Origin of the sequence: Chromohalobacter canadensis (assembly GCF_029544075.1) — a bacterium.
GTDB lineage: Bacteria > Pseudomonadota > Gammaproteobacteria > Pseudomonadales > Halomonadaceae > Chromohalobacter > Chromohalobacter canadensis_A.
Genome location: NZ_JAJQJH010000001.1, coordinates 317,011 through 340,375 on the forward strand (window position 1 = coordinate 317,011; position 23,365 = coordinate 340,375).

Here is a 23,365-nt window from a genome sequence, read left to right on the forward strand (position 1 = left end):
TGCCTAGGGTGGCGCAAGTGGCGTCGATTCTCCGCACTGGACAAGGAGCCTTTCATGCAACGTGCTTTCCTGCTTTCTTCTCTTGGCATCACGCTCGCCTTGGGAGCCTACGCGAGTAGCGCTCAGGCCAATACCCAGATTACCTGGTGGCATGCCATGGGGGGCGCGTTGGGCGATAAGGTCGACCAGATCGCTGCTGACTTCAACGCCAGCCAGGACACCTATACCGTCAAACCGGTTTTCAAGGGCAATTACAGCGAAACCATGACCTCTGCGATCGCCGCCTACCGTGCCGACAAGGGGCCGGATATCGTGCAGATCTACGAGGTCGGTACGGCGACGATGATGGCCGCCAAGGGCGCCATCGTGCCGGCGTATCAACTGATGGCATCGGCCGATGTCGACTTCGATCCAGAGGGTTACCTGCCCGCGGTCACGGGGTATTACACCGACCCCGAGGGCAACATGCTGTCGTTGCCGTTCAATTCCTCGACGCCGGTGACCTATTACAACCGCGAGCGCCTGGCGCAGGCGGGCGTCGAGGAGATTCCTCGCACCTGGCAGGAGCTGGGCGATGCGCTGGAGAAAATCGTCGACTCGGGGGCGGCAAGCTGCGGTCTGACCACGACCTGGCCTTCCTGGGTCATGCTCGAGAACTACTCCGCCATCAACGATGTGCCGTTTGCCTCCCAGGCCAATGGCTTCGAAGGAGCGGACGCGCGTCTGCGCTTCAATCGCACCGCCGTCGTCGATCAGATCGAGCGCCTTACGCGGTGGCAGGATGACGGGCGCTTCGCCTATGGCGGGCGTTTCGATGACGCCGCGCCCAAATTCTACTCCGGTGATTGCGCGCTGATGATGGCGTCTTCGGCGTCCTACGCCAATATCAAGGAAAATGCCGATTTCGACTTCGGTGTGGCGCCGCTGCCATACGATGCCGATGTCGTTGAACAAGCCAATAACTCGATCATCGGTGGTGCCTCGCTATGGGTGCTCGATGGTTTGGACGAAGCGCGTCGGCAAGGGGTGGCGGAATTCTTCGAATATCTCTCCTCGCCCGATATTCAGGCGGACTGGCACCAGTACTCCGGTTACTTGCCGATCACGCAGGCGGCCGCCGATTTGACCCGCAAGCAAGGCTTCTATGCCGATCATCCCGGTACTGACGTGGCGATCAAGCAGATCACTACCGGCGAGCCCACCGAGAACTCCAAGGGCCTGCGATTGGGCAACATGGTGCAGATTCGCGATGTCATCAACGGCGAGCTCGAAGAGATATTCTCGGGTGACGTAGGAGTGCAAGAGGGGCTCGATGAAGCCGTCTCGCGTGGCAATGCGCTATTGGAAAAGTTCGAGAGCGCCCGTCAGTGAAGCCTTCCACCTTGAACACGGCGCCCGGTTGCCGGGCGTTCGTGTTTGAGCAGGGTGGCAGGTAGTCCTCATCGAGATACCGAGGAATGTCATGAGTGCTCCGTTTCAGCGCCATAGGATCACGCCATGGATATTGATGGCGCCGCAGCTCGGCATCGTCCTGGTGTTCTTCTTCTGGCCGGCCTTGCAGGCCATTGAGCAAGCCTTCTATGTCGAGGATGCCTTCGGTCTGTCGCGGGAGTTCGCCGGGCTTGTCAACTTCAAGGCTGTCTTGAGCGACCCGACGTATTACCAGGCAGCCGGTACTACGCTGATCTTTTCGCTGGCTGTCGCGGTGGGCGCGATGAGTATTGCGCTGCTGTTGGCGGTCATGGCTGACCGCGTCATACGCGGTGCACGCGTCTACCGGACACTGTTGGTATGGCCCTATGCGGTAGCGCCAGCGGTGGCGGGCGTGCTGTGGCTGTTTTTGTTCGATCCGACACTAGGGCTGATCAGTGGCCTGCTGGGCAATATGGGCATCGAGTGGGACCACAAGCTCAATGGCGCCCAGGCCTTGGCCCTGGTGATCATGGCGTCGATCTGGAAACAGATGAGCTACAACTTCGTGTTTTTTCTCGCCGCGTTGCAGTCGGTGCCCAACAGTCTTCTTGAGGCGGCGGCCATCGACCGTGCGGGTCCATGGCGACGTTTCTGGACCATCACTTTTCCGCTGTTGTCGCCCACCGCGTTTTTCTTGCTGGTCATGAACAGTGTCTACGCCTTCTTCGAGACCTTCGGCACCATCGACACGGTGACCTCCGGCGGCCCCGGCGGCGCGACCACGACACTGGTTTACAAGGTCTATCAGGATGGCTTCGTCGGGCAGGATATGGGCGCCAGTGCCGCCCAGTCGGTGTTGTTGATGGCCTTGGTCGGGGGCCTGACGTGGTTTCAGTTTCGCTACGTCGAAAAGAAGGTGCAGTACTGATGCATTATCGTCGACCTGGTTTGGACAGGCTGAGCCATGCGCTGCTGGCCGTGTGTTGCCTGTTGTTTCTACTGCCGGTGTGGCTGGCCTTCACAGCGAGCACTCATACGCTGGGGGCGCTTTATTCGCAGACGGCACCGTTATGGTTCGGTGAAGCGGGGTGGGATAATTATCGCCACTTGCTCAGCGGTTCGATCGGCGGACTGGGAACCGATGTGCTGACCCTGCTCATCAATTCGACGATCATGGCGTTGGGCATTGCCATCGGCAAGATCGCGATCTCGGTGCTGGCTGCTTATGCCATCGTTTTCTTCGACTTTCCCTTTCGGCGGCTGTGCTTCTGGCTGATTTTCATCACTTTGATGTTGCCGGTGGAGGTGCGCATTCTGCCGACGTTCGAAGTGGTCGCCGACCTGGGGCTGCTGGATAGCTACGCGGGGCTGATCCTGCCGTTGATCGCCAGTGCCACCGCGACGTTTCTGCTGCGTCAGTTCTATCTCACCATTCCGCCTGAACTGGTCGAGGCGGCGCGTATCGATGGCGCCGGCCCCTGGCGCTTTCTGCGTGACATCCTGCTTCCGCTGTCGAAGACCAATCTCGCGGCGTTGTTCGTGATCATGTTCCTGTATGGCTGGAATCAGTATCTATGGCCGTTGTTGATCACCAACGATGCCGACTACCTGACCATCGTGGTCAGCCTCAAGCGCTTGTTGACCAGTGCCGATGGCCTCGTGCCCTGGCAGAACGTCACCGCCACGGCGGTCCTGGCCATGTTGCCCCCCATCGCGGTGATTCTGCTGATGCAGCGTTACTTCGTGAAAGGGCTGGTCGACAGCGAAAAATAAGTGCACCCGGTGCTGTCCGGCGCTCAATGAGTGATTCGATATGGCGACCTTACGACTCAACGGTATTCGCAAATGCTATCCCAATGGCATTACGGCCTTGCACGGCATCGACCTGGACGTTGGTGATGGGGAATTGATGGTAGTGGTGGGGCCTTCGGGGTGCGGCAAGTCGACCTTGCTACGCACATTGGCGGGACTGGAGTCGATCACCGAGGGGGAGCTCACAATCAACGACCAGCGAGTCAATGCGCTGGAGCCCGCTGCGCGCGACATTGCCATGGTGTTCCAGAACTACGCGCTCTATCCCCATATGAGCGTGTTCGACAATATGTCTTACGCGCTGAAAAACCGTGGTACCCCCAAGGACGAGATTCGGCGCCGGGTGACCGAAACGGCCCAGTTGCTCGACCTCGCCGAGCTGCTGGACCGGCGTCCGCGCCAGTTATCCGGAGGGCAACGTCAGCGTGTGGCGATGGGGCGGGCGATCGTGCGTGAGCCGCAGGTGTTTCTATTCGACGAGCCGCTTTCCAACCTCGATGCCAAGCTGCGTGTGCAGATGCGGCTAGAAATCCGGCGTCTTCAGAAGCGGCTTGGCGTGACGTCGGTCTATGTGACGCATGATCAAGTGGAGGCGATGACCCTGGCGGATCGTCTGGTGGTGATGAACGGTGGTCACGTCGAGCAGTGCGGTACGCCAATGGCACTCTATGAGCGGCCGGCGACGCGTTTCGTGGCGAGTTTTCTGGGCTCGCCGGCGATGAATTTCCTGCCCGTGACGGCCCATCGTGGTGGCGTAGTACTGCCCAATGGAAACCCAGTTGCACTCCCTGTGGCGATCCCCGAAGGGCGCGCGGCGACCCTTGGCGTACGCCCGGAACACCTCATCGAAGCGACGTCCGTGGCAGATGCCACAGAGGTCCTGGAAGTAACGGTCGAGATGCTTGAGCCGCTGGGGGCGGACACGCTGGCCTATACGCGTTTGCCCGGGCTTGAAGAATGGTTGGTAGTGCGCCTGGATGGCGCGCACGCCGCCCGCGAAGGGCAGCGCTTGTCACTCGCGTTTTCGATGGCGCATTGCCATGTCTTCGATAGCCAGGACGCCCGCGTTCCATTGGCTGATACCGAGGCCCAGGCCTGTCAGTAACCGGCCTTGGGGTCCACCGTATCGATGGCCTCTCCGGCTTGCATGGCGGTGAGGGCCTTGGCGACCTGGTCGGCGGCTTCGTCGATGGGAGTCGGGCCGGCCATGTGTGGCGTTATCCACAGGCGTGAATGTTGCCACAGTGGGCTGTCGTCGGGCAGCGGCTCCGTGGGAAATGCATCGAGTAATGCGCCGCGCAGCCGGCCGTTCTCTTCCTCTCCAGTGCCCAGGGCTTCGAGCAATGCAGCCTCGTCGATCAAAGTGCCGCGTCCAGGGTTGATCAGGCTGGCGCCGTCGGGTAACACGGCCAGGGCGTCGCGGTCGATGATTCCGCGTGTGGCGGGGGTATCGGGCAATAGCGTGACCAGGGTGTGGACCTTGCCGAGCAGGGTCTGGAGGCCGTCGTCACCGTCATGGCAGGTGATGCCCTTGAGGGCCTTGGGCGAGCGGCTCCAGCCATGCACGGGGTAGCCGTCGTCGGCGAGCTGGCGCGCCACATGCCGTCCGATGGAGCCCAGCCCGAGAACTCCGACTGCCCATTCGCGCTTGGGCGTGAGGGCGTGTTCGCGCCAGGTGGTGTGATGCTGCTGGCGACGGTAACGGTCAAAATCGCGCTGAAAATGCAGCACGCCATAGCGTACATAGTCGGCGATCAGCTCGCCCATACCGGCATCGCGCAGCTTGACGATGGGAATGTCGCGGGGAAGCGAGGGGTTGTCGAGCAACGCATCCACGCCGGCGCCGAGATTGACGATGCCCTTGAGTGCTGGCTGGGTCTCGAAAAGCGATGCCGGTGGCTTCCATGCCGCGAGATAGTCAGCCTGGAAGTCGCTCGTTTCGCCACTGATGGCGAACTCCGCCGAGGGTAAACGCGAAGCGAGCCTGTCTTTCCAGAGCGCGGCGTCGTCGGCATGGATCAAGATGCGCATGAAGTCCTCATGAGGTGGTCGTGGATGATGGATGAGGGGCGGCGTTGATGCGCGCCCATCGCGCTATACGATTTGTAGCATCGGTGGCGGTGCCTCGCCGAGCAAGCGGGCGAGAATCGTCAATCCCTGATCGAAGCGTTCAGGATCGTTTTCGCCACCCAGGCTTAAGCGAATACGCCGAGGTGGAGGGCCCTGATCGACCATGAACGACTGCGCCGTGGAAATAGCCAAACCTTCCTGCAGCGCTTGTTGTTGCAGCTCCTCCGCGCGCCATGCCCCGGGCAGGGCCAGCCATATATGCATGCCTGTGGGACGCGAGGCCATAGCGTGGCCCGCGAGGCGCGTGCGGGTCAGCTGCTGGCGTTCGGCGAGCAGGCGCCGCTGCTCGCTGGCCAGGGTGTCGACGGTGCCATCGGCCAGCCAACGGTCGGCGATCTCGAAGACGAGCGGCGTGGCCATCCAACTGGTGGCGCGCAGCCGTGGCAGGGTGTGGTGCAGCTGTCCGCGCGGCACGCTGAGATAGCCGGCGCGCAATCCCGAGACGGTGGCCTTGGTCAGGCTGGTGACATGAAAGCTCTGGCGCGGTAGACGCGCGGTCAGCGGGCTCAGTCCCGACGGTTCGAGCAGGGCGTGAACGTCGTCCTCGATCAGCCAGGTGCCGTGTCGCGCCAGCACCTCAGCCACGGCATCGCGGCGTGCGTTGTCCATGGTCGCGCCGGTGGGGTTGAGCTGGGTGGGCGTCAGGCATACGGCACGCGGTCGGTAGCGACGGCACGCGGCATCGAGGGCCTCGGGAATCACTCCCTGTTCGTCGATGGCCACGCCGCGCAGTTGCAAGCCCAGCGTGCGTGACAAGGCGATCAAGCCGTGGTCGGTCAACGCCTCGGTCAACACCACGTCGCCATGCTGGACCAGCGTGGCGATGGCCAACATCACACCATGGGCGGCGCCGTTGCACAGCACTCGGTCGTCGGGAGTACCGGGCACGCCGAGCGTGTCGTGCAGCCATTGGCTGGCGCGCTCGCGCTGATGGAGCAGCCCCGCGATGGGGCGGCAGGCATCGATGACATCGGGATGCGCGCTGTCCGCCACGTCGCGAAGCGTTTCGCGAAAGTGCAGATGATGCCCGGGCGGGCAGATCGGATGCGCGATGGAAAGATCCACGGGGGAGGCATCCATGGCCATGTTGGCGCTACGCAGGTATTCGGCCTCCTGGCCGTCGTCGAGACTGTTGATCCAGGTACCGCTACCCACGCGGGCCTGCACCAGGCCCATCTTTTCCGCCTGGGCGTAGGCGCGCGAGACGGTTTGCACGCTCACTGCCAATGTCTCGGCCAGGCAGCGGTGTGGAGGCAAACGCGTGCCGGGCGTGAGTTCGCCCTGGCGAATGGCCTCGGCGAGTGCTCGGGCGATGGCCAGATACTTGGGCCCGTGGGCCGGGAGATAGGGTGTCAGGTCAATTGTCATGACACAATAAAGCCTTTGACGGCAAGCAGCGCGTGAATGCTAGTATCGTCGACAACGCATTGATCGACAATTGTACTGATTTTTTCCTTCCTTGTGTCAGTACAATTTATTTCATCGAATGCAGGGTCCTGCCTCCCGTCCGGGAGATCAGGGATGAGCAATTCTGTCGGGCGAGTGGTGCCATGTCTGAGGTTTCCCTGCCTTTCACTCGTGAGGAATACGCCGGCCGGCTGCACAAGGTGCGTTCGGCCATGGCCCAAAGAGGGATCGACGTACTGATCGTCAGCGATCCGTCCAATATGGCGTGGTTGACGGGGTACGATGGTTGGTCCTTCTATGTGCATCAGTGCGTGCTGCTCGGCCTGGAAGGCGAACCGGTCTGGTATGGTCGCCGCATGGATGCCAACGGGGCGCTACGCACCTGCTGGATCCATCCGGATAACATTACCTATTACCCGGATTATTACGTTCAAAATCCCGATATGCATCCCATGGAGTACCTGGCGCAGTCGATCCTCCCGGATCGTGGCTGGCACGAGGGTACCATCGGCATGGAGATGGATAACTACTACTTTTCCGCCAAGGCGTATTTGAGCCTCGTGCGCGAATTGCCGCACGCGCGTTTCGCGGATGCCAATTCGCTGGTCAACTGGTGCCGGGCGATCAAGTCGCCGCAGGAAATCGAGTATATGCGCATCGCGGCGCGGATCGTCGAGGGCATGCATTCGCGCATCCTCGAGGTCATTAAGCCGGGGGTGCCCAAGAGCAAGGTGGTGTCCGAGATCTATCGCGTGGGCATCGAGGGCTGGGTCGATCCGCACGGGCGCGTCTACGGCGGTGATTATCCGGCCATCGTGCCCATGCTGCCGACCGGCAAGGACGCCGCCGCACCGCACCTGACCTGGGACGATACCCCGTTTCGCGAAGGCGAGGGCACCTTCTTCGAGATCGCAGGCGTCTACAAGCGTTATCATGCGCCGATGTCGCGCACGGTGTTTCTGGGCACGCCGCCGAGTCAGTTTCTCCGCGCCGAGTCGGCCCTGCTCGAGGGTATCGACAATGGCCTGGCGGTGGCCAAGCCGGGCAATCGTGCCGCCGACATCGCCATGGCACTGGGCGCGGCAATGGACAAGTACGGCTTCGACCGTGGCGGGGCGCGCTGCGGCTATTCCATCGGCATCAGCTATCCGCCGGATTGGGGCGAGCGTAATATCAGTCTACGTCCCTCCGACGACACCATCCTCGAGCCGGGGATGACGTTTCATTTCATGCCGGGTCTCTGGGAGGACGACTGGGGCCTGGAGATCACCGAAAGCATTCTGATTACCGAGACTGGCTGCGAGACGCTGGCCAACTTTCCACGCCAGCTGTTCGTGTGCTGAACCGTGGGACGCGAGACGAGGAGAACATGATATGAGCAAGCGACCCAGCCCGGTGTCACCCACCGTCGATTTCGATGCCGATGGCATTCAGCACGGTTTTCTCAAGCTGCCAATCTCCACCGATGAATCGGCCTGGGGCGCGGTGATGATTCCAATAACCGTGATCAACAACGGCGCGGGACCCACGGCGCTGCTCACCGCTGGCAATCACGGCGATGAATACGAGGGCATCACTGCGCTGCTCAAACTCAGCAATACACTGCGTGCCGAGGACGTGCGCGGCCGTGTGATCATCGTGCCGATCATGAACGTGCCGGCCGCGACCGCCGGCAAGCGCACCTCGGGGCTGGATGGCGGCAATCTCAACCGCAGTTTCCCCGGCAACCCCGACGGCGGAGTCACCGAGCAGATCGCCGATTACTTCACGCGTGAACTGGTACCGATGTGCGATGTGGCGTTGGATCTGCACTCCGGCGGTCGTACGTTGGATATCCTGCCCTTCGCCGCGGCGCACCGTCTCGATGATCATAGCCAGGAAGCGCAAAGCCTTGCCGGTGCGGTTTCCTTCGGTGCGCCGGTGGCGATGATGATGTTCGAGCTCGACGCGACCAAGCTCTACGACACGGCCGTGGAATCCCAGGGCAAGACCTTCGTGACCACCGAGTTGGGCGGCGGCGGCACTACCACGCCGGAGCGCATGGCCATCGCCGAGCGCGGCGTGCGCAATTTTCTGATTCACTACGGTCTGATCGAAGGGCAACTGGAGTCTCCGGCCGGTCAGCAGGTGTACGTGGACATGCCCGACGCGTCTTGCTACGTGCAGAGCGAGCATAGTGGCCTGCTGGAGCTGAGTTTCGCGCTGGGCGAGACGGTGCGGCGCGGCGATGTGATCGCACGTATCTATGACATGACGCGCACCGGTAGCGAGCCGATTGTCTACCATGCAAAGCGGGATGGCGTGCTGGTGGCGCGGCGCTTCCCGGCGCAGGTAAACATGGGCGATACCATCGCGGTCATCGCGGAAGTCGTCGATAGTCTCGAGCGTTGAGGATGGGTCAGCACACCACATGAAACTCGACCGCTACGACCTTAAGATTCTCGATATTCTGTCGCGCGATGGGCGCATCACCAAGTCGAAACTGGCCGAGGCGATCAACCTCTCGGTCAGCCCCTGCTGGGAGCGCGTTCGGCGCCTGGAAAAAGCCGGCGTCATCGAAGGCTATGGCGCCCGGCTCAATCCGGCCTTGGTGGTCAAACGCACACCGGTCTGGGTGCAGATCGAACTCGCGACCCATCAGGCGGCGAGCTTCGCGCGTTTCGAGAAAGCCATCGCCGAGACACCGGAGGTGACCGAGTGCGTCGCGGTGGGCGGCGGCGTTGATTACTTGGTCAAGTTCGAAACCGACTCCATCGATGCCTACCAGCGCACGATCGATGCTTGGCTGATGGATAGCCTGGGTATCGAACGCTATTTCACCTATATCGTGACCAAGACCGTGAAACGCACTGAGCCGCCGTTGGACTTGCACGACGACGCTTCGTAGCACGTCAGACGTCGTCGATGGCCATTGACCGACGCCGTCTGGGCGCTAGGGTAGTAACACTCGGGTGCATCGTTTCCGCAATGGGATATCACATGCCGTCAGAAGTGGAGATACCGCATTCATTTTCCGCCGCCTCGCGCTATGACGATCAGCGCGACCGGCCCTTGCGGACGCTCGATGGTCCGCAGGAGCAGCCGCTGACCTTGTCGCTCAACGATACTGCCATGGTGACGTTGCTGGCGACGCCTGAAGCCCTCGAATCGCTGGCGCTGGGGCATGCTTTCACGGCGGGTTGGATCGAGCGCGCCGAGCAGGTCGGGGATATTCGTCTGTCGCGGCTGCGTCATGGGCAGTTGGTGCGGCTGGCGGTTTCGTCGCAGACCGAAGCGCGCGCCACTGGTCTGCAACGCGCCGGGGCCTCGGTATCGAGCTGCGGCGCCTGCGGCGTGGCCGAGGAGTCGCAGTTGATGCAAGGTCTGCGGCGTTTGTCGGCGTGTGCGCCCCTGGCGCCCGAGGCTTTGATGCGCGGAGTGGAGAGCCTACAGCGTCACGCACGTGCCGGGCTTCATATGGCGCTGGCCCTCGACGGCGATGGCGAGGTGTTGACGCGCGGCGTGGACATCGGACGCCACAACGCCCTGGATCGAGTCATCGGCGAAGGGTTAGCACATGGCGAGATGCCCGCGGCGGTACTGCTTTCCAGCCGCTGTAGTATGGAGCTGGTGCAGAAGACCGTGCGCGCTGGGATCACCACGCTGGCCACGCTGTCGTTGCCCTCGGCCCTGGCGGTGGAAATCGCGCGTGCCTGCGACCTCAACTTGATCTGTTGTCATCGCGGCCGGCATCTCGAACGCCTGAGTGGTGCGACATAGCGCCCGACGCTTTCCTGGAGCTTCACCGCAGTCATCGCATCATCCTTTCACCTCTCTACTACGTCACCGAGATTGTCATGGCTTCTCATCATCAGACTCCGTTATCCGACGACCGCAAGGCGCCTCCCGCAAGTGAGGTCGGGGAGCGTCTCCCCGAGGCGGATGCAACCTTGACCCGCGAACCGCGCGTCGAGACCTACACCGGCCCGGCGGGGGGCTGGGGCGCGATGCAAAGCGTGGGACGCCACCTCAAGCGTAGTAAGGCGCCGTTCAAGGGCGCGCGGGCTCTGCTTTCCACCAACCAGCCGCAAGGCTTCGATTGTCCGGGCTGTGCGTGGGGTGATCCGTTGCATGGCTCGTCGTTCGAATTTTGCGAAAACGGCGTCAAGGCGGTGGCTTGGGAAAGTACCAAGAAGCGTGTCACGCGGCGTTTCTTCGAGCGCCACACGCTGAGCGAGCTGCGCGGTTGGGATGATTTTCGCCTCGAGGACCAGGGCCGGCTCACCGAGCCCATGCGGTACGATACGGCCAGCGACCGTTATGTCCCCATTGACTGGGAGGCGGCGTTCGCGCTGATCGCCGAACGCTTGGCGGCGCTGCCCGATCCCAACCGTGCGCTGTTCTACACCTCTGGACGGGCCAGCAACGAAGCAGCGTATCTGTATCAGCTGTTCGTGCGCCTCTATGGCACCAACAATTTTCCCGATTGCTCGAACATGTGCCACGAGGCCAGTGGCGTGGGCATGGATGCCAGCCTGGGCGTGGGTAAAGGTACTGTCCAACTGGAAGATTTCGAACATGCCGATACCATCTTGGTCTTCGGCCAGAACCCCGGCACCAATCATCCACGGATGCTCGGCGATCTACGCCGTGCGGCGGAGCGGGGCGCGCGTATCGTCAGCTTCAACCCGCTCAAGGAGCGTGGTCTGGAACGGTTCGCCGATCCCCAGAACAAGCGCGAAATGCTCACCCAGGGCAGCCATCGCATCTCCTCGCATTACTATCAGCCCAAGATGGGGGGCGACATGGCGGCGGCGCGTGGCATCGCCAAGGCATTGTTCGCGCTCGAGGCCCAAGGATCCTTTACACCAGATCACGCCTTCATCGCGTCGCACACCGCCGGCTATGAACAGTGGCGGGCTCAGGTCGAGGCCACGCCGTGGGCGGACATCGAGGATCAGGCTGGCCTGGCGCGCACGCAGGTCGAGGAGGTAGCTGATATCGTCGCCCGCGCCGAGCGCATGATCATCACCTGGGCGATGGGCATTACCCAGCACGAGCATTCGGTGGATACCGTTCGCGAGCTGGTCAACTTGCTACTGCTGGGAGGCCACATCGGGCGCCCCGGTGCGGGGGCTTGCCCGGTGCGCGGTCACTCCAACGTGCAGGGTGACCGCACCATGGGCATCGACGAGAAGGCGCCCGCGCAGCTGATCGATGCCCTAGAGGCTCGTTATGGGGGGGGAAGCGGTGTCACTATGCCGCGTGCGCCGGGTTATAACACTGTGGGTGCCATTCGCGCGTTGGAGCTGGGTGACGCCGATGTCTTCATTGGGCTGGGCGGCAACTTCACCCGGGCCACGCCGGACAGTCAGCGCACCGAGCGCGCCTTCCGACGCCTTGGGCTCAATGTGCAGATCAGCACCAAACTCAATCGTAGCCACCTGATTACCGGTGGCGATGCGCTGATCCTGCCGTGCCTGGGCCGTACCGAGATCGATCGCCAAGGCGAGGCGGGCGCGTCGCAGCAGGTCAGCGTCGAGGACTCGATGTCGATGGTGCACGGCAGTGCCGGCATTCAGGAGCCGGCTTCCGAGTGGCTGCGTTCGGAGCCGGCGATCGTTGCAGGTATCGCCAAGGCCACGCTGGCGCGGGTGTTGCCAAGGCGCGGAGTGGCGCCCGACGTCGTCGATTGGAATGCCTTGGTGGCAGACTACGACCGCATTCGCGACGAGATCGAGGCAGTCATTCCCGGTTTCGAGGACTTCAATGAGCGTTTGGGGCAGGCAGGTGGCTTCTGGCTGGAAAACGTCGCTAGCCAACGCCGCTTCAATACATCATCCGGTCGGGCCACGTTCTGTGCAGCGCCGCTACCCGAAGCGGTAATGCACCAACGTCTGCACGCACGCCGCGATGATGGCTGGCTGACACTGCAGACGCTGCGCAGCCACGATCAGTACAACACCACCGTGTACGGTTACGACGACCGTTACCGAGGCGTCAAGGGCCAGCGGCGGGTGGTGTTCGTCAATCCCGCCGACCTCACGCGACTGGGGCTCGAAAGCGATCAGTGGGTCGATCTGGTGGGGCTCGATCACGAGGGTGAGCCCCGTCGCGCCCCGGCATTCAGGATCGTCGCCTACGAAACTCCCGAAGGGTGTGCCGCCGCCTACTACCCCGAAACCAATGCGTTGGTACCGTTGGAAAGCGTCGGCGTTGGTACCGATACGCCCACTTCCAAGGCGGTCGCGATACGCCTGGAGCCGAGTCATCGAATCGTCTGATGCGTTGGTGATCCGTGTCTTACGACCAAAGTTGTGACGCATGACTGATGTTGCGGCGCTATGCTATTAAATACTACATAAGCGTCGCCACATAAGTTGGATTACACAAAATATTCGGTCGACGCTATTAATGTCCCTCTCTAACGGGGGCACGCCGCTCAACTTAACGGGATCGCCCGGGAGGTGCTGTCATGGAACTGTTCATCCAGACTGCATTTGGGTTTCCTTTCGCCTTTTTTCTCATCTTGCTGGCATTAGTGGCAATTTACTGGTTGTTGGCCGGGCTGCGCGTCATACGCGTCTCGTGCTTCGATCATGACAGTCTGCGTGACGACCATCTTGCCAGCACCTTGATTTCCCTGGGCTTTGCAGGGGTGCCAGCATCATTCGCGCTGAGTGCCTTGATCGTCACCGCTACGCCTATCGCGTTCGCTCTCAGTTTGGTGCTGCAATGGTTGCCGCTGGGACTGCTACGTTTGCCACTGGGCTTTCTGGCTATTTGGGCGGCGTTCGCGCTGGCGTCGTCACCGAGCGTTGCTGCCTGTCATGCCTTGGCACGGCGTTTTCATCATTCGCGTCGGGCTTCTCCACGCTGGCTGCTGGGCGAAACCGTCGTCGTGCGTCAAGCAAGCGACAGCGAAGGGCGCTGCCAGGCGACGCTGGAAAGCGACTCCGATGTTATCGTGACCCTGCATGGTAAGGGGGCCGGCTGCAACGCTGGCGAACGCCGCGTGCTGGTCAAGCATGTCGCCCAAGAGGATGTGTACCGCGCGGTGCCCGCCGAGGAGTACCTAGACGCCCACGCACGCCTACGCAAGTTGCATTTACTGCCGCGTCACGACATCTGAGTGTTTTACGTCCGCCGTCGCTCCTGCTGGTGGTGGCGGGCGGCACAGAAAAAAATGCTCTTCCTGAAGCGTGACTCGAAAAAAATCGGTCTCGATCACCCCGCTAGACAAAAACTCTCCCGCCTTGTGCTGCTTTATCCTGTGGGCATCGGATGAACGTCATCCGCCACGACCTATCCGGGCTCGATGTTAGTCAACCTAAGCCCGGTTCGTTTTCGGGAGAAGTAGCGCATGAAACTCAACGATCCGCGTCTATTGCGTCAGTACGCTTATATCGACGGTAAATGGACTCATGGCGACGCCGGTCGCGAAGAAGCGGTCATCGATCCCGCGACGGGTGAAGTGCTGGGTCACATTCCCTGGCTAGAGGCTCCGCAATTGCGGGAGGCGGTAGATGCCGCGGATGCTGCCTTTGCTCAGTGGCGGGCGCTGCGTGCCGATGAGCGTGCCGAGCGTCTTCAGGCGTGGTATGACCTGCTGATCGAGCATCGCGAAGATCTGGCGGTCATCATGACGCGCGAGCAGGGCAAGCCGTTGCCCGACTCACGCGGCGAGATCGAATATGGCGCCAGCTTCATCAAATGGTTCGCCGAGGAAGGCAAGCGCACCTTCGGGCAGACCATTCCCAGTCATATCCCCAACGCCGCTCTGGGGACGCTCAAGGAGCCAGTGGGGGTGGCCGCATTGATCACGCCCTGGAACTTCCCGCTGGCGATGATTACGCGCAAGGCCGGAGCCGCGCTGGCCGCCGGCTGCACGGTCATCGTCAAGCCGGCCGGCGAGACGCCGTTCTCGGCCCTGGCGCTGGCGGAACTCGCCGAACGTGCCGAAATTCCTGCCGGGGTCTTCAACGTGGTGTTGGGTGAGCCCGCCGAGGTGTCCAAGCTGCTGTGCGAAGAAGAGCGCGTCAAGGCGCTGTCGTTCACCGGCTCCACCCGCGTTGGGCGGTTATTGCTGGAGCAGTCCGCCAATAGCGTCAAACGCGTCTCGCTGGAACTGGGCGGCAATGCGCCGTTCATCGTCGGCCCCGACATGGATCCCGCCGAGGCCGCGCGTGCCGCAGTCGCCGCCAAGTTCCAGACCGGTGGGCAAGACTGCCTGGCCGCCAACCGGATCCTGGTACACGAGTCGATCCATGACGAGTTCGTCGAGCAGTTCGTTGCTTGTATGCAAGCGCTCAAGGTCGGCAACGGCCTGGTAACCAATATCGATATCGGGCCGCTGATTCATCAGCAGGCGGTGGAGAAGGCGTCGAGCATCGTCGATGATGCCATTTCGCGCGGCGCGACGCTGGTGCATGGCGATCAATCCATGGCACCTGGGCCGAATTTCTTCATGCCCACCTTGCTCACCGGCGTGACGCCTTACATGAAGGCCTGGCGCGAGGAGAGCTTCTCGCCGGTGGCGGGGGTGACGGCCTACAAGGATGACGATGAGGTCATCAAGCTGGCCAACGATACCGAGTACGGCCTGGCGGCTTATGTCTATACCCACGACATCCGCCGTATCTGGAAGCTCCTGCGTGCCCTGGAGTACGGCATGGTGGCGATCAACTCGGTGAAGATGACCGGCCCGCCGGTACCCTTCGGCGGCGTCAAACAGTCCGGCCTTGGTCGTGAAGGTGGCACCGCCGGTATCGAGGAATATCTGGAGACTAAGTATTACTGCCTAGGCGCATTGGGATCCGTGTCCGGGAGCTAGGCTCCTTGCCACGAGCCACGAGCCACGAGCCACCAAGTGCTCGTGGCTTGATAAGTCGTCTTTGACGTTCGGTTTTATCGGCGTGAGCCGAGACAGTTACGGGAGAATGATATGAGTCAGCACCAAGACCTGATCGATCGCGATCGCAAGGTCACTTTCCATGCGTCCACGCATCTGCGCGATTTCGCGCATGGCGATGTGCCGGGGCGGGTGATCAGCGGCGGCCAGGGCATCAATATCGTCGACAAGGATGGTCGCGAGTTCATCGACGGTTTCGCCGGTCTTTATTGCGTCAATATCGGTTATGGGCGTACCGAAGTCGCCGAGGCGATCTATCAGCAGGCGCTGGAGCTGGCCTATTACCATACCTATGTCGGCCATTCGAACGAGCCGCAAATCCAGCTTTCCGAGAAGATTCTCGAGCTGGCCGGGCCGGGCATGTCCAAGGTTTACTATGGCATGTCGGGCTCTGATGCCAACGAGACTCAGCTCAAGATCGTGCGCTATTACAATAACGTCCTTGGACGGCCGCAAAAGAAGAAAGTGATCTCGCGACAGCGTGGATATCACGGCTCCGGCATCGCCTCTGGCTCGCTGACCGGTCTCAAGGCGTTTCACGATCATTTCGACCTGCCCATCGACGGCATCCTGCATACCGAGGCGCCTCACTATTATCACCGTGGCGCCGAGCAGGAGGGCATGAGCGAGCGTGAGTTTTCCCAGCATTGCGCGGCCAAGCTCGAGGAAATGATTCTGGCCGAAGGCCCGGACACCGTGGCGGCTTTCATCGGCGAACCGGTGCTGGGAACCGGCGGTATCGTGCCGCCGCCCGAGGGCTATTGGGAAGCGATCCAGGCGGTCTTGAGCAAGTATGACGTGCTGCTGATCGCCGATGAAGTGGTGTGCGGCTTCGGACGCATCGGTACCGATTTCGGCAGCCATCACTACGCCATCAAGCCCGACTTGATCACCGTCGCCAAGGGGCTGACCAGCGCCTATCAGCCATTGTCCGGGGTCATCGTCGGCGATCGCGTGTGGCAGGTGCTGGAGCAGGGCGCCGGCGAATATGGTCCCATCGGCCATGGCTGGACCTATTCAGGCCATGCGCTGGGTTGTGCTGCAGGGCTTGCCAACCTGGCCATCATCGAGCGTGAAGGATTGACCGCCAACGCCGCCGAGACCGGCGCTTATCTGCAGCGGCAAATGCAGCAGACATTCGACGAGCATCCGCTGGTGGGGAACGTGCGTGGTGTGGGCATGTTGGCGGCGCTTGAATTCTCGCCCAATCCGGCCAGGCGTGCGTTCTTCGACCCCGCGCTCAAGGTCGGGCCGCGCGTAAGTGCCGCCGCGTTGAGCGAAAACCTGATTGCACGCGCCATGCCGCAAGGTGACATTCTCGGCTTCGCGCCGCCGTTGGTGACGACTCGCGATGAGGTCGATGACATCGTCGCTCGCGCCAAGCGCGCCGTCGACAAGGTGACCGACGAATTGTCTCGTTCGGGGGACTTGAAAGCCTGAGAGCGCCTTGCCTACTGTGATGAGGGGTATCTGCGAACGTTGCGCGAGGGCACATGGCCGATCTCCAGTCTGATATCAATTTAGCGTCGATCTACCGCGCTCGTGCGCGCCTGCGAGGGCAGGTGGCGCGAACGCCGCTGATTCGGTCGCAGGCGCTATCGCAACGTTTCGAGTCCGAGGTATTCCTCAAGCTGGAAACCCGTCAGCCCACGGGGGCGTTCAAGTTGCGCGGTGCGACCAACATGATTGCCGCGCTGATCGAACGCGACGGACGCCAAGCGTTGGCGCGTGGCGTAACCACGGCCTCGACAGGCAATCATGGCCGTGCCGTCGCCCACGCCGCGTATCAACTGGGGATTCCCGCTGTCATCTGTCTGTCGCGGCTGGTGCCCGACAACAAGGCCGCGGCCATCGAGGCCTTGGGTGCCGAGGTGCGGCGTGTCGGGGAGAGCCAGGATGACGCCTTCGACGAGGTCGAGCGTCTGGAGGCCTCGGGTATGACGGCGATCCCGCCTTTCGACGATCCGCTGATCGTGAGTGGGCAGGGCACCATCGGCCTCGAGCTGATGGAGGATCAACCCGCGCTCGATCGGGTCCTCGTCGGGCTTTCCGGCGGAGGCCTGCTGGGAGGCATCGGCGCGGCGGTAAAGGCGATTCGACCGGCGACGCGGGTGACCGGGATCAGTCTTTCCCAAGGCGCGGCGATGTGGGAAAGCCTCCAGGCCGGGCATCCGGTCAACGTGGCGGAAGTCGAGAGTCTTGGTGACTCGCTGGGTGGCGGCATTGGATTGGACAATCGCTGTACCTTCGCGCTGGTGCGCAAGGTAATGGATGATCATTTCCAGGTCTCGGAACCTGCCATCGCCCGTGCCATGGTCGACTTGCTCGACGCCGAGAAGATGCTGGTCGAGGGGGCGGCGGCCGTGGGACTAGCGGCGCTCGACGAACATGACCTCGACATTCGTGGCCAGCGCGTGGCATTGATCGTCTCCGGCAACGGTGTGGCATTGGAAACGTTTGACCGCGCTCGGGCGTTGGCGGGAGCCTGATGCTTCCCCCTTCTTTTTACTTCCCTTCTTCATTCTTTTCTCTTCCGTCTGGAGGACGTCATGCAGCTCCATCAACGCGAAGCCATCGAAGCCGCCGTTCAACTGGACAGGGAGGCCTTGACCGTCATCGAGTCGGGATTCGCGGCCCTGGGGCGTGGCGAGGCCGTGCAGCCGCCGATCCTGTCGATGGCCATCGAAGAGTCCAATGGCGAGGTCGACGTCAAAACCGCTCACATTCGCGGTTTCGAGCGCTTCGCCATCAAGGTGAGCTCGGGGTTCTTCGACAATCCCAAGCAGGGGTTGCCCAGCCTCAACGGACTGATGATGATGTTCTCGGCCCGCACCGGGCTGGTAGATGCCGTGCTCTTCGACGAAGGCTATCTGACGGCGGTGCGCACGGCGCTCGCGGGAGCGCTTTCCGCCAAGTATCTGGCGCGCGAAAACAGCCGTCGCGTGACGGTCCTCGGCGCCGGCGAACAGGCTGAATTGCAGATCGATGCCCTGCGTCTGGTGCGAGACATCGAGACCGTCGATGTCTGGGCGCGTCGGCGCGAGGCCGCCGAGTCTTATGCCGAGCGGTTGCGCCAGCGTGACCTGACGGTCAATGTTCACGACGATGTCCATGCGGCGTGTCGTGAGGCGGATATCATCGTCACCGCGACACCTTCGCAACAGCCGATTCTCGAGGCCGCCGATCTCCCCGAAGGCGTTCATGTCACGGCGATGGGCTCCGACAGCCCGGACAAGCGCGAGCTTGACGATAGCGTGATGACCCGCGCCGATGCTTTCGTCTGTGATACCCGCGCGCAAAGCGAGCACAACGGTGAGCTCAAGGCCTTCGTCAAATCCGGCGAAGCGGCGGCCAACGTGCCGTTCAAGGTCTTCGAACTTGGCCAAGTAATCGACCGAGGGCTGACGCTACGCCTTTCGAGTGCCAGCATCACCGTCTGCGATCTCACCGGCACCGGCGTGCAGGACACGGCGATTGCCGCTTACGCCCTGAGGCGGTTGGAAGCCTAAACAGAGTGCGTTCTGGCGCGATCTAGGTCTCGTCTGAAACGTGCCTCGTGGCGTGCCACTCAATCGTCATGGGGTTGCCATGTCGTCGTCATGCCCTCTCGAGATGCTGAGTGAATAATGGACACTCAGTGGAGAGTTGGCGATGCGATATTCCCGCCGCGATGTATTGGGATGGGGCGTCAAAGCTGGCGCGGCGTTAGGCGCCGTGTCGGTGGCGCCGTCGATCGTGCTGGCCGAGTCACGTCGTCCGCAGGCGACCTCGGGTGTGATGAGCGGCGACATGCTGAACGACCGGACGATGCTCTGGTCGCGCAGCGATCGCCCCGCGCGGATGCTCGTCGAACTGGCTGACAATCCCGCCTTCCGTGGCGCGCGCCAGGTGCGCGGCCCCGAGGTGCTGCCGAGCGGTGGCCTGGCCGGCAAACTGGATGTCGCGGGGCTCGGCGACATCGATATGCTGCACTACCGCGTGCGCTTTGCCGCTCTGGATGATCCGCGTGCTCTGAGCGAGCCGGTCGAGGGACGTCTACGCCTGCCGCCGTCCCAGTCGCGAGACGTACGCTTCGTGTGGTCCGGCGATACGGTCGGGCAAGGCTGGGGCATCGACGAATCGCGTGGCGGCATGACGATTTACGACACCATGCGTCGCCAGCGTCCGGATTTCTTCATCCACTCCGGCGATACCGTCTACGCCGACGGCCCTCTGGAAGAGAGCGTGACGCTCGCCAATGGCGAAACCTGGCGCAACGTGGTCACCCCGGCCAAGCAGAAAGTGGCGGAAACGCTGGACGAGTATCGTGGCCAGCACAGTTACAACCTGCTTGATGCCAACCTGCGGCGCTTCAATGCCGAGGTGCCCATGCTCGCGCAATGGGACGATCACGAGACGACCAACAACTGGTACCCCGGCGAGTGGCTCGAGGATGAGCGCTACACGGAAAAGAACGTGTCGCTGTTGGCAGCGCGCGGGCGTCAGGCCTTTCTCGAGCATACACCGGTGCGCCAGCGCTCGACCGCGCCCGGACGTATCCATCGGCGCTTTGCATATGGACCCTCGCTGGACGTCTTCATGCTCGACATGCGGACCTATCGCGGTGCCAACAGCCGCAACCGCCAGACCGAGAGCTCCGCGCAGACGGCCTTTCTGGGAGAGGATCAGTTCGACTGGCTACGCCGCTCTCTGAAAGAGTCCACGGCGACATGGAAGGTCATTGCCTCGGACATGCCCATCGGTCTGGTGGTCAGCGATGGCGATGCGTACGAGGCCATCGCCAATGGTGACGCTGGTGACCCCTTGGGTCGTGAGCTGGAGATCGCCAGGCTGTTGCGGGCGATCCGCGACGACAAGATCAAGAACGTGGTGTGGCTGACGGCGGACGTGCACTACACGGCAGCGCATCACTACTCGCCGGAGCGGGCCAGTTTCCAGGAATTCGCGCCTTTCTGGGAATTCGTCAGCGGTCCGCTGCATGCTGGCACCTTCGGCCCCGGCGAGCTGGATACGACCTTCGGCCCGGAGGTGGTTTTCCAGAAAGCTCCGCCGAAAGGCGAGTCGAACCTGCCGCCGTCCCGCGGCTATCAATTCTTCGGCCAAGTCGACCTCGACGGCGACAGCGAGACATTGACCGTGAGCCTGATGGATGCCGCCGGCAACACGCTGCATCGCCAGCAGTTGACGCCGGAGACGGCGTAATACGAGCACCCCGGCCCCATCGCCGCGTTCCGACATTGAGGCTTGAGAACGGTAGGGAAATGCTATGAATCGATAAGCGGTAAGGCGACGTATTCATACCCGATGACCAGGCCTGTAAGAGCCAATAGAAGCGCCAGGATACGATTGATGAGTCGCAGCAGGGCGTGATCATGAATGGCTTTTCCCATCGCGCTACCCAGTAATGCGTAGCTTCCTGGCGCGCCGGTCGCCAGTGCGCCGATGAGCAGCGCCACCATGATGAGGTCTGGCCCTTCTATATGCATTGCGGGTAGCTGGATGGTCGCGATAGGTAGTGTGGCGACGATGCCCTTGGGGTTGAGTAATTGCATCAACAACCCTTCCTTGAAGCGCAAAGGACGCGATACCGCATCCACATCGTTCCTGTGAGGAGTGGATCTGGCTATCTTGATCGACAGGTAAAGAATGTAAAACGTGCCGAGCGCACTGATGATCAGGAGTGTCTTTCCCTGGATGAACACGCCTCCCAGCCAGCCAAACAGTAGAAGCATCAGCCACATCGCTGTGCCGACTCCGATGAAAAATCCTGTCGATTCCTTGGCTTGCCCGTTGATTCCGGCATTCAGGCCAAGCAGGTTCACCGGCCCGGGCGTGTACATCACGCTTATGGCATAGGCGAGCATCGCGAGCATGAGGGTTTCCTGTCTTGCTAGGTAAAAATATGGGCTTGGTATTGTCGTGGTGTCATGCCGTAAATACGCTTGAAACGGCGGTTGAAATGACTGAGGTCAGAAAAGCCACAGCATAAGGCAGCCTCCATGACACCCTCGCCGTTTTCGAGGTGGCGCCGGGCGGCATTGACCCTGCAGTTCAATACATATTGGTGCGGCGTAATGCCGTACTGTGTCCTGAACGTTCTCAGGAAGTGATACTTGGAAATGTTGGCGGAATGGCTGATGTCATCCAGGCTGATATCGTATCTGGCATTTTCATGGATGAAGTCCTTCGCCCTTTCGAGCAGCGAGTCCGGCCGCCTGGCCCGCTCGTTTGGGGCAAAATTTCCGGCGCGCTCGGCCAGGTGAGCCGCAATGCGATACAGAGCATATTCTTGCTCGATCTGACTCGTCTCCTGTTCCTCGATCATGCGTGACAGGGCGATGATCTCGTCGCGCAAGGGGACATCTTTCATGAGGGTGGGGGCCAGGCGAGCGGCCTGCAGGCCTTGCACGCCCATGGCATTGGCAATGAGCGGGTCGAGCTCGTCGGGATGAATATAGAGCATGACATAATCGAGGGCGTCGCCGCCCCCGGCGTGGCCGTCATGCACTTCATCGGGATGCAAAGTGATCACGCTACCTGGTGGGCTGCGGTGAAATTCACCGTTGCTGAAGAAATCCTGACGTCCCGCCAGCGTGACACCCAGGGCATATTCTTCATGCGCATGTCGGTCGTACTGGAAGTCGTTCATCGTGGCATGCAATGCCGTCATGCGTGCCACATGCCGGCTTTTCATGAACCGGAAACGACTCGTGGCTTGCATGGTGTCCTCCTTACGATCCGGTCGTGCCATGACAACGCCACTTTAGCGCGTCACGCGGGAGCGGACTTGAACGATATTGCGCACTTCGTGCTTTCGGTGCGCCGGACGCGCGCACCCAGGACCCTGGCGGGCCCGTGCGCTGCACCTCGGCACGACGAGCGCGTCCTGCTAGTCTGCAAGCTCGGCTAATGACGGGACAGGGGATGCGCATGGCGGAAGATCGGCGGGAGGAACTAGCGGGATTGACTCACTTGCTCGAGCGGATCGGGCAGGCGCCCCGGCGCGACGATGAGCGTGTCCAGCTTGGCGATATGCTGACGGCGGTGGGACAGGGGTCGTTTGGCTCCTTGCTGCTGGTGCCCGGGGTGATCACGCTATTGCCGCTGGTGGGCGATATCCCCGGCGTGCCCACGCTCATGGCGCTGCTGGTGCTATTGGTGGCGGGACAACTGCTGCTTGGGCGCCGCACGTTCTGGTTGCCGCAATGGCTTTTGAAGCGCTCGGTTTCCCGAGCCAAGCTGGACAAGGCGGTGGCCTGGATGCGTAAGCCGGCCCGGGCCATCGACCGCTTGTTGAAACCGCGTCTGACGTGGCTGACCCAGCGTGCCGGTACCTATCTCGTGGCGCTTTTCTGCTTTCTCATTGCCCTGGCGATGCCACTGATGGAAGTGGTGCCTTTCTCGGCCAATGGCGCGGGGCTTGCCTTGATGATGTTCGGCTTGTCACTGATGGCCAACGATGGCCTCTGGGCGCTGCTGGCGCTGATCCTCACCGGCGGCACGGTGGGAGCGGTGATCGTCGCGTTGCTGTGAGGCCTGTCAGTAATGGTGCTCCGAGCCGGCCCTCAGGCTTTGGGCGGCGGATAATGACACATAGCCTAGGCACCTAGTCGTGCATCGAACATAGTTTGCTTTGGTCGAGGATGACTGATGGCGCTCGACGAGGCCACGGCAGTCTTCATGGTTCAGGCTGTCCCAGCAACGGCTAACGCC

The 23,365-nt window shown here is 61.8% G+C and carries 20 protein-coding genes; 16 read left to right on the forward strand and 4 right to left on the reverse strand.

Annotated features, from left to right (window positions below):
- Positions 1-54 precede the first annotated feature (54 nt).
- The 4 genes from ugpB to LUN51_RS01615 all read left to right on the forward strand — a co-directional run bounded on the left by ugpB (position 55) and on the right by LUN51_RS01615 (position 4,330).
- Positions 55-1,371, forward strand: coding sequence for a sn-glycerol-3-phosphate ABC transporter substrate-binding protein UgpB (ugpB, locus tag LUN51_RS01600; protein ID WP_277809850.1), 1,317 nt, complete (start codon positions 55-57; stop codon positions 1,369-1,371).
- Between the two features lie 91 nt (positions 1,372-1,462).
- On the forward strand, positions 1,463-2,341 hold the full coding sequence (gene ugpA, locus LUN51_RS01605) for a sn-glycerol-3-phosphate ABC transporter permease UgpA (RefSeq protein WP_277809851.1): 879 nt from the start codon (positions 1,463-1,465) through the stop codon (positions 2,339-2,341).
- Positions 2,341-3,186 (forward strand): sn-glycerol-3-phosphate ABC transporter permease UgpE, encoded by an 846-nt coding sequence (gene ugpE / locus LUN51_RS01610; protein WP_277809852.1) that lies wholly within the window; start codon positions 2,341-2,343, stop codon positions 3,184-3,186. The genes ugpA and ugpE overlap by 1 nt, the downstream gene beginning before the upstream one ends.
- A gap of 40 nt (positions 3,187-3,226) precedes the next feature.
- Positions 3,227-4,330, forward strand: coding sequence for a sn-glycerol-3-phosphate import ATP-binding protein UgpC (locus LUN51_RS01615; protein WP_277809853.1), 1,104 nt, complete (start codon positions 3,227-3,229; stop codon positions 4,328-4,330).
- On the opposite strand, the gene LUN51_RS01620 is transcribed toward LUN51_RS01615, so the two are convergent.
- Positions 4,324-5,256 carry a 2-hydroxyacid dehydrogenase gene (locus tag LUN51_RS01620; RefSeq protein ID WP_277809854.1) on the reverse strand — a complete coding sequence of 311 codons (933 nt, stop codon included), beginning with the start codon at positions 5,254-5,256 and terminating at the stop codon, positions 4,324-4,326. The genes LUN51_RS01615 and LUN51_RS01620 overlap by 7 nt on opposite strands.
- Positions 5,257-5,319: 63 nt before the next feature.
- Positions 5,320-6,723: a PLP-dependent aminotransferase family protein gene (locus LUN51_RS01625; RefSeq protein WP_277809855.1), complete on the reverse strand. Its 1,404-nt coding sequence runs from the start codon at positions 6,721-6,723 to the stop codon at positions 5,320-5,322.
- A gap of 182 nt (positions 6,724-6,905) precedes the next feature.
- Here LUN51_RS01625 and doeA point away from each other — a divergent pair, with 182 nt between their 5' ends.
- From doeA to LUN51_RS01680, 11 genes are all read left to right on the forward strand, one after another.
- Entirely contained in the window at positions 6,906-8,105 is a 1,200-nt protein-coding gene (gene doeA / locus LUN51_RS01630; protein ID WP_277809856.1) for an ectoine hydrolase DoeA, read from the forward strand.
- 31 nt (positions 8,106-8,136) lie between these two features.
- Positions 8,137-9,153: a N(2)-acetyl-L-2,4-diaminobutanoate deacetylase DoeB gene (doeB, locus tag LUN51_RS01635; protein WP_277809857.1), complete on the forward strand. Its 1,017-nt coding sequence runs from the start codon at positions 8,137-8,139 to the stop codon at positions 9,151-9,153.
- A gap of 19 nt (positions 9,154-9,172) precedes the next feature.
- Positions 9,173-9,649 carry an Lrp/AsnC family transcriptional regulator gene (locus LUN51_RS01640; RefSeq protein WP_277809858.1) on the forward strand — a complete coding sequence of 159 codons (477 nt, stop codon included), beginning with the start codon at positions 9,173-9,175 and terminating at the stop codon, positions 9,647-9,649.
- Positions 9,650-9,741: 92 nt separating this feature from the next.
- A complete protein-coding gene (locus LUN51_RS01645; protein WP_277809859.1) occupies positions 9,742-10,521 on the forward strand; it encodes a formate dehydrogenase accessory sulfurtransferase FdhD in 780 nt (259 codons plus the stop codon).
- A 77-nt stretch (positions 10,522-10,598) separates the two neighbouring features.
- On the forward strand, positions 10,599-13,025 hold the full coding sequence (locus LUN51_RS01650) for an FdhF/YdeP family oxidoreductase (RefSeq protein ID WP_277809860.1): 2,427 nt from the start codon (positions 10,599-10,601) through the stop codon (positions 13,023-13,025).
- Between the two features lie 191 nt (positions 13,026-13,216).
- A complete protein-coding gene (locus LUN51_RS01655; RefSeq protein ID WP_277809861.1) occupies positions 13,217-13,873 on the forward strand; it encodes a hypothetical protein in 657 nt (218 codons plus the stop codon).
- Positions 13,874-14,104: 231 nt separating this feature from the next.
- Positions 14,105-15,574, forward strand: coding sequence for an NAD-dependent succinate-semialdehyde dehydrogenase (locus LUN51_RS01660; protein WP_277809862.1), 1,470 nt, complete (start codon positions 14,105-14,107; stop codon positions 15,572-15,574).
- A 111-nt stretch (positions 15,575-15,685) separates the two neighbouring features.
- Positions 15,686-17,092 (forward strand): aspartate aminotransferase family protein, encoded by a 1,407-nt coding sequence (locus tag LUN51_RS01665; protein WP_277809863.1) that lies wholly within the window; start codon positions 15,686-15,688, stop codon positions 17,090-17,092.
- Between the two features lie 53 nt (positions 17,093-17,145).
- Positions 17,146-18,141, forward strand: coding sequence for a hydroxyectoine utilization dehydratase EutB (gene eutB / locus LUN51_RS01670; RefSeq protein ID WP_277809864.1), 996 nt, complete (start codon positions 17,146-17,148; stop codon positions 18,139-18,141).
- 60 nt (positions 18,142-18,201) lie between these two features.
- Entirely contained in the window at positions 18,202-19,161 is a 960-nt protein-coding gene (locus LUN51_RS01675) for a cyclodeaminase (protein ID WP_277809865.1), read from the forward strand.
- 142 nt (positions 19,162-19,303) lie between these two features.
- On the forward strand, positions 19,304-20,854 hold the full coding sequence (locus tag LUN51_RS01680; protein ID WP_277809866.1) for an alkaline phosphatase D family protein: 1,551 nt from the start codon (positions 19,304-19,306) through the stop codon (positions 20,852-20,854).
- Between the two features lie 62 nt (positions 20,855-20,916).
- On the opposite strand, the gene LUN51_RS01685 is transcribed toward LUN51_RS01680, so the two are convergent.
- A complete protein-coding gene (locus LUN51_RS01685) occupies positions 20,917-21,525 on the reverse strand; it encodes a LysE family translocator (protein ID WP_247639743.1) in 609 nt (202 codons plus the stop codon).
- A 17-nt stretch (positions 21,526-21,542) separates the two neighbouring features.
- A complete protein-coding gene (locus LUN51_RS01690; RefSeq protein ID WP_277809867.1) occupies positions 21,543-22,373 on the reverse strand; it encodes an AraC family transcriptional regulator in 831 nt (276 codons plus the stop codon).
- Positions 22,374-22,582: 209 nt separating this feature from the next.
- On the opposite strand from LUN51_RS01690, the gene LUN51_RS01695 reads away from it, so the two are divergent.
- The gene (locus LUN51_RS01695; RefSeq protein WP_277809868.1) at positions 22,583-23,185 is read left to right on the forward strand and encodes an exopolysaccharide biosynthesis protein; all 603 of its coding nucleotides are present in this window, start codon (positions 22,583-22,585) and stop codon (positions 23,183-23,185) included.
- Positions 23,186-23,365 lie beyond the last annotated feature (180 nt).

Bases quoted from the DNA above. Each gene is read 5' to 3' on its own strand.
- ugpB (WP_277809850.1), top strand. From the start codon at position 55: ATGCAACGTGCTTTCCTGCTTTCTTCTCTTGGCATCACGCTCGCCTTG.
- ugpA (WP_277809851.1), top strand. From the start codon at position 1,463: ATGAGTGCTCCGTTTCAGCGCCATAGGATCACGCCATGGATATTGATG.
- ugpE (WP_277809852.1), top strand. From the start codon at position 2,341: ATGCATTATCGTCGACCTGGTTTGGACAGGCTGAGCCATGCGCTGCTG.
- LUN51_RS01615 (WP_277809853.1), top strand. From the start codon at position 3,227: ATGGCGACCTTACGACTCAACGGTATTCGCAAATGCTATCCCAATGGC.
- LUN51_RS01620 (WP_277809854.1), bottom strand. From the start codon at position 5,256: ATGCGCATCTTGATCCATGCCGACGACGCCGCGCTCTGGAAAGACAGG.
- LUN51_RS01625 (WP_277809855.1), bottom strand. From the start codon at position 6,723: ATGACAATTGACCTGACACCCTATCTCCCGGCCCACGGGCCCAAGTAT.
- doeA (WP_277809856.1), top strand. From the start codon at position 6,906: ATGTCTGAGGTTTCCCTGCCTTTCACTCGTGAGGAATACGCCGGCCGG.
- doeB (WP_277809857.1), top strand. From the start codon at position 8,137: ATGAGCAAGCGACCCAGCCCGGTGTCACCCACCGTCGATTTCGATGCC.
- LUN51_RS01640 (WP_277809858.1), top strand. From the start codon at position 9,173: ATGAAACTCGACCGCTACGACCTTAAGATTCTCGATATTCTGTCGCGC.
- LUN51_RS01645 (WP_277809859.1), top strand. From the start codon at position 9,742: ATGCCGTCAGAAGTGGAGATACCGCATTCATTTTCCGCCGCCTCGCGC.
- LUN51_RS01650 (WP_277809860.1), top strand. From the start codon at position 10,599: ATGGCTTCTCATCATCAGACTCCGTTATCCGACGACCGCAAGGCGCCT.
- LUN51_RS01655 (WP_277809861.1), top strand. From the start codon at position 13,217: ATGGAACTGTTCATCCAGACTGCATTTGGGTTTCCTTTCGCCTTTTTT.
- LUN51_RS01660 (WP_277809862.1), top strand. From the start codon at position 14,105: ATGAAACTCAACGATCCGCGTCTATTGCGTCAGTACGCTTATATCGAC.
- LUN51_RS01665 (WP_277809863.1), top strand. From the start codon at position 15,686: ATGAGTCAGCACCAAGACCTGATCGATCGCGATCGCAAGGTCACTTTC.
- eutB (WP_277809864.1), top strand. From the start codon at position 17,146: ATGGCCGATCTCCAGTCTGATATCAATTTAGCGTCGATCTACCGCGCT.
- LUN51_RS01675 (WP_277809865.1), top strand. From the start codon at position 18,202: ATGCAGCTCCATCAACGCGAAGCCATCGAAGCCGCCGTTCAACTGGAC.
- LUN51_RS01680 (WP_277809866.1), top strand. From the start codon at position 19,304: ATGCGATATTCCCGCCGCGATGTATTGGGATGGGGCGTCAAAGCTGGC.
- LUN51_RS01685 (WP_247639743.1), bottom strand. From the start codon at position 21,525: ATGCTCGCGATGCTCGCCTATGCCATAAGCGTGATGTACACGCCCGGG.
- LUN51_RS01690 (WP_277809867.1), bottom strand. From the start codon at position 22,373: ATGCAAGCCACGAGTCGTTTCCGGTTCATGAAAAGCCGGCATGTGGCA.
- LUN51_RS01695 (WP_277809868.1), top strand. From the start codon at position 22,583: ATGGCGGAAGATCGGCGGGAGGAACTAGCGGGATTGACTCACTTGCTC.